We start from the raw sequence: 13,612 nt of genomic DNA on the forward strand, positions 1-13,612 counted from the left end.
GCGCGGGGACAGGGCGCGAGGACAGGGCGAGGACAGGGCGCGCACCCGTGCGCAACCCCTTGCGGCCGCGAATGCTGGCAGCAAGGGGACCTTGGCAGGAAGAGGCCTCCTCCTTTTGACCCGGCTTTGGGAAAAGCGGTAGGGATCGGGCCGCCGCTTGGCACAAGATGGAGTGAACCCCCTCGATCTTTGCTACCGGAGCCTGCGCGTGCTCATACGACTTCTGCGGACGTACCTGCGTCCGCACCGGAAACCCATCGCCGCACTGGTGCTGCTGCAACTGCTGCAGACCAGTGCGAGCCTCTACCTGCCCACGCTCAACGCCGACATCATCGACAAGGGTGTCGTCAACGGGGACACGGGCTACATCCTGCGCTTCGGCGCGCTGATGCTCGGTGTCTCCCTCGTCCAGCTCGTCTGCAACGTCGGGGCCGTCTACTTCGGCGCGCGGACCGCCGCCGCGCTGGGCCGGGACCTGCGCGCCGCCGTCTTCGACCGGGTGCAGAGCTTCTCCGCCCGCGAGCTGGGGCAGTTCGGCGCGCCGTCGCTGATCACCCGTACGACCAACGACGTCCAGCAGGTGCAGATGCTGGCGCTGCTGACCTTCACGCTGATGGTCTCGGCGCCGATCATGTGCATCGGCGGCATCGCCATGGCGCTCTCCCTGGACGTGAAGCTGTCGGGCGTCCTGCTCGCCGTGGTCCCGGTGCTGGGCGTCTCGGTCGGTGCGATCGTCTGGAAGACGCGTCCGCTGTTCCGCCGGATGCAGCAGCGCCTGGACGTGGTCAACCGGGTGCTGCGCGAGCAGATCACCGGCAACCGCGTGATCCGCGCGTTCGTCCGCGACGACTACGAGGAGGAGCGCTTCCGCGGGGCCAACACCGAGCTGACCGGGGTTTCGCTGGCCTCGGGCCGGCTGCTCGCGCTGATGTTCCCCGTGGTCATCCTGGTCGTGAACATCTCCAGCGTCGCCGTCATCTGGTTCGGCGCGATGCGCGTGGACGGCCGCGAGATGGAAATCGGCCAGCTGACGGCCTTCCTCGCGTACCTGATGCAAATCGTGATGGCCGTGATGATGGCCACCTTCATGTTCATGATGGTGCCGCGCGCCGAGGTCTGCGCGGAGCGCATCCAGGAGGTCCTGGACACCGAGTCCAGCGTGGTCCCGCCGGCGGACCCGGTGCGCACGCTGTCCGTGCGGGGGCGGCTGGAGCTGCGCGGCGCGGACTTCCGCTATCCGGGCGCCGAGGCGCCGGTGCTGCGCGGGGTGGACCTGGTGGCCCGTCCCGGCGAGACCACGGCGGTGATCGGCTCCACCGGCAGCGGGAAGTCCACGCTGCTGGGCCTGGTGCCCCGGCTGTTCGACGCGACCGGCGGCGAGGTCCTCGTCGACGGCGAGGACGTGCGCCGGCTGGACCCGCAGCTGCTGGCCCGGACGGTCGGCATGGTCCCGCAGAAGCCGTACCTGTTCTCCGGGACCGTGGCCTCGAACCTGCGCTACGGGCGTCCGGACGCCACGGACGAAGAGCTGTGGCAGGCGCTGGAGGTGGCCCAGGCCAAGGACTTCGTCTCCGCGCTGGAGGGCGGCCTGGAGGCGCCCATCACCCAGGGCGGCACGAACGTCTCCGGTGGCCAGCGCCAGCGTCTGGCGATCGCCCGCACGCTCGTGCAGCGTCCGGAGATCTACCTGTTCGACGACTCCTTCTCCGCCCTGGACTACGCGACGGACGCGGCGCTGCGCGCGGCGCTGGCGCGTGAGACGGAGGAGGCGACGGTCGTCATCGTCGCCCAGCGGGTCTCCACGATCCGCGACGCCGACCGGATCATCGTCCTCGACGAGGGCCAGGTGGTCGGCGAGGGCCGCCACCACGAGCTGATGGCCGGCAACGAGACCTACCGGGAGATCGTGCTCTCCCAGCTGACGGAGGCGGAGGCCGCATGAGCGGGCCCGGAGGACGCATGATGATGGGCTCGCCCCAGAGGTCCATGGACTTCAAGGGGTCGGGCAAACGGCTGCTGGGCCAGCTGGCGCGGGACAAGGCGAAGCTGTGGGGCATGGTCGCGGCCGTCGTCGGCAGCGTCGGCTGTTCGGTGGTCGGGCCGAAGATCCTCGGCGAGGCCACGGACCTGGTGTTCGCGGGCATCGTGGGCCGGGAGATGCCGGAGGGCCTGACCAAGGAGCAGGCGCTGGAGGGGCTGCGGTCCCAGGGGCACGGCGGCATGGCGGACATGCTGGCGAGCAGCGACTTCACGCCGGGCGAGGGCATCGACTTCGGTGCCGTCGGGGTGGTGGCGCTGTGGGCGCTGGCGGTATTCGTGATGGCGGCGCTGCTGATGCTGGTCGCGACGAGGCTGTCGAACCTCGTGCAGAACGGCATGGTGTTCCGGATGCGCGAGGAGCTCCAGGCGAAGCTGTCGCGGCTGCCGCTGTCGTACTTCGACCAGCAGAAGCGCGGCGAGGTGCTGAGCCGGGCGACGAACGACATCGACAACATCGGGCAGACGCTCCAGCAGACGCTGGGTCAGCTGATGAACTCGCTGCTGACGATCGTCGGCGTGCTGGCGATGATGTTCTGGATCTCGCCGCTGCTGGCGCTGGTCGCGCTGGCGACGGTGCCGCTCGCCATGGTGGTCGCGGCGAAGATCGGCAAGAAGTCGCAGCCGCAGTTCGTGGCGCAGTGGAAGACCACGGGTGCGCTGAACGCCCACATCGAGGAGATGTACTCCGGCCACGCGCTGGTGAAGGTCTTCGGGCGGCAGAAGGAGTCGGCGGAGGTCTTCGCCGAGCAGAACGAGGAGCTGTACCGGGCCTCGTTCAAGGCGCAGCTGGTCAGCGGCATCATGCAGCCGGTGATGTTCTTCGTCTCGAACATCAACTACGTGCTGGTGGCGGTCGTCGGCGGTCTGCGGGTGGCCTCGGGCACCCTGTCGATCGGTGACGTGCAGGCCTTCATCCAGTACTCGCGCCAGTTCTCGATGCCGCTGACGCAGGTGGCCTCGATGGCGAACCTGGTGCAGTCCGGTGTCGCCTCGGCGGAGCGGGTGTACGAGCTGATGGACGCTCCGGAGCAGGAGCCGGACGCGGAGGTCCCGGAGCGTCCGCAGGAGCTGCGCGGGCAGGTCGTCCTGGACAAGGTGGCCTTCCGCTACGAGCCGGACAAGCCGCTGATCGAGAACCTGTCGCTGCGGGTGGAGCCGGGCCAGACGGTCGCGATCGTCGGCCCGACGGGCGCCGGCAAGACCACGCTGGTCAACCTGCTGATGCGGTTCTACGAGGTCACCGGCGGCGAGATCGCCCTCGACGGGGTGGACATCGCGAAGATGACCCGCGAGGAGCTGCGCTCCGGGATCGGCATGGTCCTCCAGGACACCTGGCTGTTCGGCGGGACCATCGCGGAGAACATCGCGTACGGCGCCTCGCGCGAGGTCACGCGCGCCGAGATCGAGGAGGCCGCGCGGGCGGCGCACGCGGACCGGTTCGTCCGTACGCTGCCCGACGGCTACGACACGGTGCTCGACGACGAGGGCGCGGGCGTCAGCGCGGGTGAGAAGCAGCTGATCACCATCGCCCGGGCGTTCCTGTCGGACCCGGTGATCCTGGTCCTCGACGAGGCGACGAGCTCGGTGGACACCCGTACCGAGGTGCTGATCCAGAAGGCGATGGCGCGCCTGGCGCACGGCCGTACGTCCTTCGTGATCGCGCACCGGCTCTCCACGATCCGGGACGCGGACGTGATCCTGGTGATGGAGAACGGCTCGATCGTGGAGCAGGGCACGCACGAGGAGCTGCTGGCCGCGGAGGGTGCGTACGCGCGGCTGTACGCGGCGCAGTTCGCGCAGGCGGTCGCCGAGGTCGACTGACCGGCGCCGCGTGCGAGCGGGTGGGGGCGTCCTTCGGGGCGCCCCCTTCCCGTGCGCGGGGCGGCTTCCTGCGGCGCCGGTCAGTCGAGGTAGCCGCGCAGCTGGTCGGCGAAGGCGTGGTCGCGGAGCTTGGCGAGGGTCTTGGACTCGATCTGGCGGATCCGCTCCCTGGTGACGCCGAAGATCCGGCCGATCTCCTCCAGGGTGCGCGGGCGGCCGTCGGCGAGGCCGTAGCGGAGCTGGACGACCTTGCGTTCGCGTTCGCCGAGGGTCGACAGGACCGCTTCGAGGTGTTCGCGCAGCAGGAAGAAGGCGGCGGACTCCATGGGGGAGGCGGCGTCGCCGTCCTCGATGAGGTCGCCGAGGGCGACATCCTCCTCCTCGCCGACGGGGGCGTGCAGGGAAACCGGTTCCTGGGCGAGGCGCAGCACCTCCAGGACCCGTTCGGGGGTCAGTTCCAGGTGGACGGCGACCTCTTCGGCGGTGGGCTCGTAGCCGCGTTCCTGGAGCATGCGGCGCTGGACGCGGACGACGCGGTTGATGAGCTCGACGACGTGGACGGGGACGCGGATGGTTCGGGCCTGGTCGGCGAGGGCCCGTGACATCGCCTGGCGGATCCACCAGGTGGCGTAGGTGGAGAACTTGTAGCCGCGAGCGTAGTCGAACTTCTCGACGGCCCGGATCAGTCCGAGGTTGCCCTCCTGGACGAGGTCGAGCATGGTCAGGCCGCGGCCGACGTAGCGTTTGGCGACGGAGACGACGAGCCGCAGGTTGGACTCGATGAGCCGGCGTTTGGCCATGCGGCCCATGACGACGAGTTTGTCGAGGTCGACGGCGAGCTGGGAGTCGAGGTCGGTGGCGCCGGCGAGCCGTTCCTCGGCGAAGAGTCCCGCTTCCACCCGCCGGGCGAGTTCGACCTCCTCGGCGGCGGTGAGGAGCGGGATCCTGCCTATCTCGCGCAGGTACTGGCGGAAGAGGTCGGCGGAGGGGCCGCCCGCCGCGGGCCCGGCCTGTCCGCGGCCGGGCTGCGGGGGCGGCTGCTCGATGAGTTCGAGCACTTCGGGTTCGTCGTCCTCGGGCTGCTCCGCGGTGTCGCGTGCGGCGGCGTCTGCGGTTTCGTCCACGGCCTCGGCCTCGGCCTCCGCGGTAGCGGCGTCGTCGGCGCGGAAGGGGCTGCCGACGGGGTGGCTCACGTTCACGGTCAGGGTCCGGGTCTGCACGGGGGCGACCTCCAGGGGCTCCGAGGACGGTGGCACCGCACCTCAGTGTGGGGTACGACACATCGCCGCCACGAGGGGCGTGCGGGCACTTTCTGAGCCCGCTGCGTGACCGGATGGTTACCCCCCGGCGGCAACCCCGATGCGGATCGGACTCATGTCCGAGACGATCGGGGGCCGCCCGTGCCGGGCCCCGTGCGGGGAGTCCCGTCAGGCCATCCAGAAGAAGACGGCCGTCATCCGCTTGTCCTCCAGGGTGGTGCCCCAGTAGCCGGTGGCGCTGTGGATCAGGTTGGCGGAGTAGAGCAGGAGGCGGTTGTAGCGGTGGGGGACGCGGAGGTCCTCGGTGAAGGAGTCCTCGGGGACGAAGCGGGTGCCGAGGGCGTCGACGAGGTTGTTGTGCGGGGCGAGGACCTGGTTGCCGCCGAGGACCCCGCCGGGCAGGCTCTGGCGGTAGAAGCTGGTGCCGCAGTCCTTGGGGATGCCGGGGGTGAGGTAGAGCACGGCGGCGTAGCGGCACAGGGTGCGGGAGTCGGTGTGCGGGCGGGACTCGCACTCCCCCTCGCCGACGACCTGGACGCAGTTGTGGTTGAAGGTGCCGGCTCCGGCGGGGTCCTCGGCCCAGATCCGCTTCGCCCCCGTGGCCTGCCGCACGAGCTTCTCCACGCGGGCGAGTTCGGCCGGCTCCAGGGCGGGCATGGCGCGCAGGCCGGGCCAGGGCTCGGGCTTGTGCGGGGCTCCCTGGACCCAGTCGCCCTTGGCGAGGCAGCGTTCCCGTACGGCGTCGGCGTCGGGCAGGACGTCGTCCAGCACCCAGTAGTCGCGGCCGCGGGTGGGCTTGCGGTAGGGCAGCACGGGCAGGGTGTTCGAGGGTCGGATTGACATGCGCGGAACGCTAGTTGCGGGAGCTGTGAGGCTCCCCAAAGCGGGCCCCAAGAGTGCGGCAAGAGATGGTGCGGCGAAGGTGCGTCACGCGGGCTCCACCCGGACCGCGCAGACCTTGAACTCCGGCATGCGGGAGACGGGGTCCAGGGCGGGGTTGGTGAGGGTGTTGGCGCGGCCCTCCCCGTACCAGTGGAAGGGCATGAACACGGTGTCCGCCCTGATGGCGTCGGTGATCCGGGCCGGGGCCACCGCCCGTCCGCGCCGCGAGGTGACGGCCAGGGGGGCGCCGTCGGCCACCCCGAGGCGGGCGGCGAGGCGGGGGTGGAGCTCCACGAACGGGCCGGGGGCGGCCTCGTTGAGCTCGGCCACCCGGCGGGTCTGCGCCCCGGACTGGTACTGGGCGACGACCCGGCCGGTGGTGAGGAGCAGCGGGTAGTCGGCGTCGGGGGTCTCGGCGGCCTCGCGGTGGGCGACGGGGGCGAAGCGGGCGCGGCCGTCCTCGGTGGCGAACCGGTCGAGGAAGAGCCGGGGCGTGCCCGGGGAGCCTTGGGGGCAGGGCCAGAAGACGCCCTGTTCGGCGGCGATGCGGTCGTAGGAGATGCCGGAGTAGTCGGCGGGGCCGCCCGCGGAGGCGCGGCGCAGTTCGGCGAAGACCTCCTCGGGGTCGGTGGGGAAGCCCTTGTCCAGGCCGAGGCGGGCGGCGAGTCCGTGCAGGACCTCCAGGTCGCCGCGGACGCCGGGCGGCGGGGTGAGGGCGCGGCGGCGCAGCAGGACGCGGCCCTCCAGGTTGGTGGTGGTGCCGGTCTCCTCCGCCCACTGGGTGACGGGCAGGACCACGTCCGCGAGGGCGGCGGTCTCGGAGAGGACCACGTCGGCGACGGCGAGGAAGTCCAGGGAGCGGACGCGTTCCTCGACGTGGGCGGCGTGGGGGGCGGAGACGACCGGGTTGGAGCCCATGAGGAGGAGGGCCTTCACGTCGCCGCCGAGGGCGTCGAGGAGTTCGTAGGCGCTGCGGCCGGGGCCGGGCAGGGTGTCGGGGTCGACGCCCCAGACCCGGGCGACGTGTTCGCGGGCGGCGGGGTCGGTGAGCTTGCGGTAGCCGGGGAGCTGGTCGGCCTTCTGGCCGTGCTCGCGGCCGCCCTGGCCGTTTCCCTGGCCGGTGAGGCAGCCGTAGCCGGAGAGGGGGCGGCCGGCCCGGCCGGTGGCGAGGCAGAGGTTGATCCACGCGCCGACGGTGTCGGTGCCCTTGGCCTGCTGTTCGGGGCCGCGGGCGGTGAGCACCATGGCGGACTCCGGGGCGCAGAACAGCTCGACGGCGCGGCGCAGCCGGGGGACGGGGACGCCGGTGATCCGCTCGACGTGCTCGGGCCAGTGGGCCATGGCGGCGGCCCGGGCGTCCTCCCAGCCGGTGGTGCGGGTGGCAATGAACTCCGCGTCGGTGCGGCCCTCGGCGACGACGAGGTGCAGCAGGCCGAGGGCCAGGGCGAGGTCGGTGCCGGGGCGGGGGGCCAGGTGGAGGTCGGCGAGCTCGGCGGTGCGGGTGCGGCGGGGGTCGACGACGATCAGGGTGCCACCGGCCTCCTTGAGTTCGGTGAGGTGGCGCAGGGCGGGGGGCATGGTCTCGGCGGGGTTGGAGCCGACGAGGATCACGCAGCCGGTGCGCGGGATGTCCTCCAGGGGGAAGGGCAGTCCGCGGTCCAGGCCGAAGGCGCGCTGGTGGGCGGCGGCGGCCGAGGACATGCAGAAGCGGCCGTTGTAGTCGATCTGGGAGGTGCCGAGGGCGATGCGGGCGAACTTGCCGAGGGCGTACGCCTTCTCGTTGGTGAGTCCGCCGCCGCCGAAGACGCCGACGGCGTCGGGGCCGTGCGCGCCGCGGGTGCGGGAGAGGCCGGCGGCGACGGCGTCGAGGGCCTCGTCCCAGCCGGCCGGCACGAGGGGGCTGCCGGGGCGGGTGCGGATGAGGGGCTCGGTGAGGCGCACCCGGGAGGAGAGCACGGCGGGGGCGGTGCGGCCCTTTCCGCAGAGGGCGCCGCGGTTCACGGGGAAGTCGGCCCGCTCCTCGACCACCACCGTGCCGTCGGCGGGGCGCAGGTTCATGCCGCACTGCAGGGCGCAGTAGGGGCAGTGGGTGGGGGTGGCGTCGTGGCTGCGGGGCATGCGGCCAGGGTGCGGGTGGGGTGTTACGCCGGGCCGCGTCCTCGCGTTACGGGCGGGGGTGCGGGGGCTCAGCGCGGGCGGCCGGGGGCGGTGAGGGCCGTCGTTTCCCGGGGCTCCGCCCCAGACCCCGCGCCTCCAACGCCGGCGAGGCTGTTTCCCCGAAGCCGCGCCCGGCGATTGAGGCGGAAACGGAGAAAGGGCGGGGCGGGGAGAGGCTCCGCGCAGCGGGCGGCCGGCCCAGGGCCGGCTACCGGCCCGTGAGGTAGCCGACCGTCAGGCCTGCCGTCCAGCCGCCGTCGACGGCGAGTTCGGCACCGGTCACGTAGGAGGCGGCGTCCGACAGCAGGAACGCCACCGCCGCCGCGATCTCCTCCGGGACCCCGACCCGCCCCAGCGGCGCGCCGGGATAGTTCCCCTCCCCCGCCTGGATCCCGACCGGCGCCGTCATCGGGGTCAGGGTCATCCCCGGGTGGACCGAGTTCACCCGGATCCCCGCCTCCGCGAGCTCGACGGCGCCGATCTTCGACAGGCCCCGTACGCCCCACTTGGAGGCGCCGTAGCCGGCCGTCAGGGCCAGCCCGGTGAGCCCCGCCGCCGACGAGATGTTGACGATCGACCCGCCGCCGCCCGCCCGCAGCAGCGGGATCGCCGTCTTGAGGCCGATGAACGTGCCGACCAGGTTGACCTCCACGCACCGGCGGAAGTGCTCGACGCTCTCGTGCTCCAGGAACTGACCCGTGGCGATGCCCGCGTTGTTGACCAGTCCGTCGAGCCGGCCGAACTCGGCGACGGCGTGGTCCAGGACGGCCTGCCAGTCGGCTTCGCTGGTGACGTCGTGGCGCAGGAAACGGGCCGCGTCGCCGAGCTTCGCGGCGGTCCCGGCGCCCTCGGCCTCCAGCACGTCGGTGATCAGCACCCGGCCGCCGGTGATGACGACGGCTTTGCCGCTCAGATCCACAACAGCCACGGTTCCACCCCTGACGCCGCACGCACTCGTATATGACTAATCGGCATATCGCCGATCGCGGCGTCAGTCTGCCAGAGCGCCCAGCGCCCGCGACACCCCCTCCTCCTTGGGCCCGAGGAACGTGGGCCGCGGCCGGAAGACGGCGTCGACGGCCGCCTTGCCGGCCGCGAAGACCTCGCGGACGCCGCCGTAGTACCAGGTGGCGTCGTGCTTGTTGTCGACGCCGACCCCGTACGCGTCCACGCCCGCGGCCCGGCACAGCGTGACGGCCCGGTGGACGTGGAAGCTCTGGCTGACCAGCACCGCCCGGCGCACGCCGAAGATCTCCCGGGCGCGCACGCAGCTGTCCCAGGTGTCGAAGCCGGCGAAGTCGCTGACGATCCGGCCGTCCGGCACCCCGTGCCGGGTGAGGTAGGTGCGCATGGCGTCGGGCTCGTCGTACTCGGTGCGGCTGTTGTCGCCGGTGACCAGGACCGCCTTCACCTTCCCGGCCCGGTACAGCTCGACGGCCGCGTCCAGGCGGGCCGCGAGGTAGGGGGTGGGCCGGCCGTCCCAGAGCCCGGCGCCGAACACGACGGCCACCCCGGCGGCGGGCGCCTGCGCGGTGGTGCGCAGCCGGCCGGCGGCGGCCGCGTGGGTCCAGGTGGCGGGCAGCAGGGCCAGCACGCACAGCGCCATCACGGCCTGCACGGCCCGCCTGCGGGCCCGTACGGTACCGAGGCGCGGTCGGCGCATGGTGGTTCCCCCTGTGGTCGTGGTGGCGTCGCCGGTCCGGTGACTCCTCGCAGGTCAGGACGGTCCGGGTCGCGGGGCGGTTCCGCCGCCGGCCGCGGCGGGGGTGTGAGGAGCCGGCGAACACCCGTCACCGCGGCGCAACGCACCCGCAATCTGCGGCCCGCAGGATCGGTCCATGACGGAGCCGGTGCACCCTCCCGAAAGCCAGTCCTCCCCCTCCCCCTCCCTCCCGTTCGCCAGCACGGCCGAACTGCTGACCCGGATCACCGACCAGCTCGGCAGCCAGCTGAGCGGAGTGCGCCCGCCGCGCGCCCGGCCCCACGGAGCCCCCTCATGCAGCCCACCCTCGTCGCCGTGGCCCACGGCAGCCGCGACCCCCGCGCCGCGCTCACCGTCCTCGCCCTCCTCGAACGGGTCCGCGAGCTCCGCCCGCGCCTCGACGTCCGGCTCGGTCACATCGGGCTGAACCGGCCGCTGCTCGCCGACACCCTGGCGGACGCCACGGGTTCGGCGGTGCTCGTCCCGCTGCTGCTGGGGCGCGGCACCCACGTCAAGCGGGACCTGCCCGCCGCCGCGGCCCGCGCCGGGCACCTGCGGACCCGGGTCGCGGCCCCGCTCGGCCCGCACCCTCTGCTGGTGGAGGCCCTGTACGAGCGGCTCCTGGAGGCCGGCTGGCAGCCCGGCACGGCCGTCGTCCTGGCCTGCGCCGGCTCCCTCGAACCGGACTCCGCCGCCGACTCCCGCCGCACCGCCGCCCTGCTCTCGGAACGGCTCGGCGGAGTGCCCGTGACCCCGGCGTACGCCTCGGCGGCCGCGCCGGCCGTCCCGGACGCCGTACGGGCGCTCGCGGCGCGGGGCCACCGGGTGGCGGTGGCCTCGTACTTCACCGCCCCGGGCCGCTTCGCCAGCGCGAGCGCCGCCGCCGCACCGGGCCCGGCCGCCGCACCGCTGGGCGCCCACCCGGCCCTGGCCCGCCTGGTCCTGCACCGCTACGACGAGGCCCTGGCCCGCCCCGCCCGCCCCCGCGAGCCGGCCATCGCCTGAGGACCGGACGGGACCGGATTGCTCGGATTGTCGGTGTCTCCGGTTAACGTCTGATCCATGGAAGGCACCGCGCTCACCCCCGCGTACGACTCCTACGACCCCGCCGCCACCGAGCGGTGGGCCGCCGAGCCCGACAAACGGCCCGGGCGGACGGCCTTCCAGCGGGACCGGGCCCGCGTGCTGCATTCGGCCGCGCTGCGCCGCCTCGCCGGGAAGACCCAGGTGGTCACCCCGGGCACCCGCTCGTTCGACTGGGACGCGAGCCCCCGTACGCGGCTGACCCACTCGCTGGAGTGCGCTCAGGTCGGCCGGGAGCTCGGCGCGGCCCTGGGCTGCGATCCCGACCTGGTCGAGGCGGCCTGCCTGTCGCACGACATGGGGCACCCGCCGTTCGGACACAACGGCGAGGAGGCGCTCAACGAGTTCGCGAAGGACTGCGGCGGCTTCGAGGGCAACGCCCAGTCGCTGCGCCTGCTGACCCGGCTGGAACCCAAGCGGTTCGTGCCCGATCCGGCGACGGGCGAGCCGGTGAGCGTCGGCCTCAACCTGACCCGCGCCTGCCTGGACGCCGCCACCAAGTACCCGTGGGCGCGCGGCGGACACCCCACCGACCCCGGCTCGGTGAAGTTCGGCGCCTACGAGGACGACCTGCCGGTCTTCGCGTGGCTGCGGCGCGGCGCGCCCGCCGACCGCAAGTGCTTCGAGGCCCAGGTGATGGACTGGTCGGACGACGTCGCGTACTCGGTGCACGACTTCGAGGACGGCCTGCACGCCGGGCACCTCGACCCGAACCTGCTGTTCGCCGAGCCGGAGCGGGCCGCGATCTGGCAGGTCGCCATCGGCCGGTACGTGCCCGCCGACACCGAGCCGGAGGAACTGCGCGAGGCGCTGGACCGGCTGATGGAGGAGGAGTGGTGGCCGCACGGCTACGACGGCTCGGCGGTGGCGCAGGCCCGCCTGAAGGACGCCACCAGCCAGCTGATCGGCCGGTTCTGCCTGGCCGCCGAGAGCGCCACCCGTGAGGCGTACGGGTCCGGCCCGCTGACCCGGTACGCGGCGGAGCTGGTGGTGCCGCGCCGGGCGCGCAACGAGTGCGCCGTCCTGAAGGCGGTCGCCGACCTGTACGTGATGCAGCGCGACGAGCAGGAGCGGCTGAGGGCCGACCAGCGCATCGTCCTGGCCGAACTCGCCGAGGCGCTCAGCGCCCGCGCGCCCGAGGGCCTCGACCCGCAGTTCCGGGCGATCTTCGACGCCGCGCCGGACGACAAGGCCCGCAAGCGCGCGGTCATCGACCAGATCGCCTGCCTCACCGACGCCTCCGCCCGGTCCCTGCACGCCCGCCTCACCCGGCGCGGGCGGCGCGCCGAAGGGTGAGCCGATCGGGCCATTCCCCCTTCACGGAGCACGCTCGGTGCGGGACGCTCGCTTGTGGCCGCACATGGCGGAGAGGTTATGAGGAGGCATCAGGTGGTCGACGCACACCAGACGTTCATCATCGTCGGCGCGGGGCTGGCCGGGGCGAAGGCCGCCGAGACGCTGAGGTCGGAGGGGTTCACCGGCCGGGTGATCCTGATCGGCGACGAGCGCGACCATCCCTACGAGCGGCCACCGCTGTCCAAGGGCTACCTGCTGGGCAAGGAGGAGCGCGACAGCGTCTTCGTGCACCAGCCGTCCTGGTACGCGGGCGCCGACATCGAGCTGCACCTGGGGCAGCCCGCCGTCCACCTGGACCGCGAGGCCAAGACGGTGCGCCTGGGGGACGGGACCCTGCTGCACTACGACAAGCTGCTGCTGGCGACCGGCTCCGAGCCGCGCCGCCTGGACATCCCGGGCACCGGTCTGGCCGGGGTGCACCACCTGCGCCGGCTCGCCCACGCCGATCTGCTGCGCAAGGCGCTGACCTCCCTGGGCCGCGACAACGGCCATCTGCTGATCGCGGGCGCGGGCTGGATCGGCCTGGAGGTGGCGGCCGCGGCCCGCTCCTACGGGGCGGAGGTGACGGTCGTCGAGCCGCTGCCGACACCGCTGCACGCGGTGCTCGGCCCGGAGGTCGGCCAGTTCTTCGCGGACCTGCACGCCGAGCACGGGGTCCGCTTCCACTTCGGGGCGACGCTGACGGAGATCGTCGGCCAGGACGGCATGGTGCTGGCCGCCCGTACCGACGACGGCGAGGAGCACCCGGCGCACGCCGTGCTCGCCGCGATCGGGGCGGCGCCGCGCACCGCGCTCGCGGAGACCTCGGGGCTGGCGCTGGTGGACCGGGAGCACGGCGGGGGCATCGCCGTGGACGCCGCGCTGCGCACCTCCGACCCGGACGTCTTCGCCGTCGGTGACGTGGCCGCCGCGCAGCACCCCGGGCTGGGGAGGCGGCTGCGGGTGGAGCACTGGGCCAACGCCCTCAACGGCGGGCCGGCCGCGGCGCGCGCGATGCTGGGGCAGGAGGTCTCGTACGAGCGGGTGCCGTACTTCTTCTCCGACCAGTACGACGTGGGTCTGGAGTACTCGGGGTTCGCCCCGGCGGGCAGCTACGACCAGGTGCTGGTGCGCGGGGACGTGGGCAAGCGCGAGTTCATCGCGTTCTGGCTGTCCGACGGCCGGGTGCTGGCCGGCATGAACGTGAACGTGTGGGACGTCACCGAGCACATCCAGAACCTGATCCGGTCGAAGGACCCGGTGGACCGCGAGAAGCTTGCGGACCCTTCCGTTCCGCTCGACTCCCTGCTCCCGGCCGAGGGGGCCTGACGGG

10 protein-coding genes are annotated in these 13,612 nt (G+C 73.0%); 5 read left to right on the top strand and 5 right to left on the bottom strand.

What is annotated here, in order from left to right:
- The first annotated feature begins 208 nt into the window (after positions 1–208).
- Together ACZ5NJ_RS05990 and ACZ5NJ_RS05995 are read left to right on the top strand one after the other, a co-directional pair.
- The gene (locus ACZ5NJ_RS05990; RefSeq protein WP_468763232.1) at positions 209–1,942 is read left to right on the top strand and encodes an ABC transporter ATP-binding protein; all 1,734 of its coding nucleotides are present in this window, start codon (positions 209–211) and stop codon (positions 1,940–1,942) included.
- Positions 1,939–3,861 (top strand): ABC transporter ATP-binding protein, encoded by a 1,923-nt coding sequence (locus ACZ5NJ_RS05995; protein WP_468763234.1) that lies wholly within the window; start codon positions 1,939–1,941, stop codon positions 3,859–3,861. Before ACZ5NJ_RS05990 ends, ACZ5NJ_RS05995 begins: the two co-directional genes overlap by 4 nt.
- Positions 3,862–3,941: 80 nt before the next feature.
- Here ACZ5NJ_RS05995 and ACZ5NJ_RS06000 read toward each other — a convergent pair whose 3' ends face one another.
- The 5 genes from ACZ5NJ_RS06000 to ACZ5NJ_RS06020 all read right to left on the bottom strand — a co-directional run bounded on the left by ACZ5NJ_RS06000 (position 3,942) and on the right by ACZ5NJ_RS06020 (position 9,822).
- Complete coding sequence (locus tag ACZ5NJ_RS06000) at positions 3,942–5,081, bottom strand: RNA polymerase sigma factor (RefSeq protein WP_468763870.1); 1,140 nt, start codon at positions 5,079–5,081, stop codon at positions 3,942–3,944.
- Positions 5,082–5,288: 207 nt separating this feature from the next.
- Positions 5,289–5,963: a DUF6445 family protein gene (locus ACZ5NJ_RS06005; RefSeq protein WP_468763236.1), complete on the bottom strand. Its 675-nt coding sequence runs from the start codon at positions 5,961–5,963 to the stop codon at positions 5,289–5,291.
- An 84-nt stretch (positions 5,964–6,047) separates the two neighbouring features.
- Entirely contained in the window at positions 6,048–8,120 is a 2,073-nt protein-coding gene (locus tag ACZ5NJ_RS06010; protein WP_468763238.1) for a molybdopterin oxidoreductase family protein, read from the bottom strand.
- A gap of 247 nt (positions 8,121–8,367) precedes the next feature.
- Positions 8,368–9,087 carry an SDR family oxidoreductase gene (locus tag ACZ5NJ_RS06015; RefSeq protein WP_468763240.1) on the bottom strand — a complete coding sequence of 240 codons (720 nt, stop codon included), beginning with the start codon at positions 9,085–9,087 and terminating at the stop codon, positions 8,368–8,370.
- 63 nt (positions 9,088–9,150) lie between these two features.
- Positions 9,151–9,822: a SanA/YdcF family protein gene (locus ACZ5NJ_RS06020; RefSeq protein ID WP_468763242.1), complete on the bottom strand. Its 672-nt coding sequence runs from the start codon at positions 9,820–9,822 to the stop codon at positions 9,151–9,153.
- Between the two features lie 333 nt (positions 9,823–10,155).
- Between ACZ5NJ_RS06020 and ACZ5NJ_RS06025 the strand changes: the two genes are divergently transcribed.
- From ACZ5NJ_RS06025 to ACZ5NJ_RS06035, 3 genes are all read left to right on the top strand, one after another.
- The gene (locus tag ACZ5NJ_RS06025) at positions 10,156–10,866 is read left to right on the top strand and encodes a sirohydrochlorin chelatase (RefSeq protein ID WP_468763244.1); all 711 of its coding nucleotides are present in this window, start codon (positions 10,156–10,158) and stop codon (positions 10,864–10,866) included.
- Between the two features lie 57 nt (positions 10,867–10,923).
- On the top strand, positions 10,924–12,240 hold the full coding sequence (locus ACZ5NJ_RS06030) for a deoxyguanosinetriphosphate triphosphohydrolase (RefSeq protein ID WP_468763246.1): 1,317 nt from the start codon (positions 10,924–10,926) through the stop codon (positions 12,238–12,240).
- A 93-nt stretch (positions 12,241–12,333) separates the two neighbouring features.
- Positions 12,334–13,608, top strand: a complete 1,275-nt coding sequence (locus ACZ5NJ_RS06035; protein WP_468763248.1) for an NAD(P)/FAD-dependent oxidoreductase — start codon at positions 12,334–12,336, stop codon at positions 13,606–13,608.
- Positions 13,609–13,612 lie beyond the last annotated feature (4 nt).

Source organism: Streptomyces sp. NPDC032091, from assembly GCF_055580265.1.

Bases quoted from the DNA above. Each gene is read 5' to 3' on its own strand.
- ACZ5NJ_RS06025 (WP_468763244.1), top strand. From the start codon at position 10,156: ATGCAGCCCACCCTCGTCGCCGTGGCCCACGGCAGCCGCGACCCCCGC.
- ACZ5NJ_RS05995 (WP_468763234.1), top strand. From the start codon at position 1,939: ATGAGCGGGCCCGGAGGACGCATGATGATGGGCTCGCCCCAGAGGTCC.
- ACZ5NJ_RS06030 (WP_468763246.1), top strand. From the start codon at position 10,924: ATGGAAGGCACCGCGCTCACCCCCGCGTACGACTCCTACGACCCCGCC.
- ACZ5NJ_RS06005 (WP_468763236.1), bottom strand. From the start codon at position 5,963: ATGTCAATCCGACCCTCGAACACCCTGCCCGTGCTGCCCTACCGCAAG.
- ACZ5NJ_RS06010 (WP_468763238.1), bottom strand. From the start codon at position 8,120: ATGCCCCGCAGCCACGACGCCACCCCCACCCACTGCCCCTACTGCGCC.
- ACZ5NJ_RS06020 (WP_468763242.1), bottom strand. From the start codon at position 9,822: ATGCGCCGACCGCGCCTCGGTACCGTACGGGCCCGCAGGCGGGCCGTG.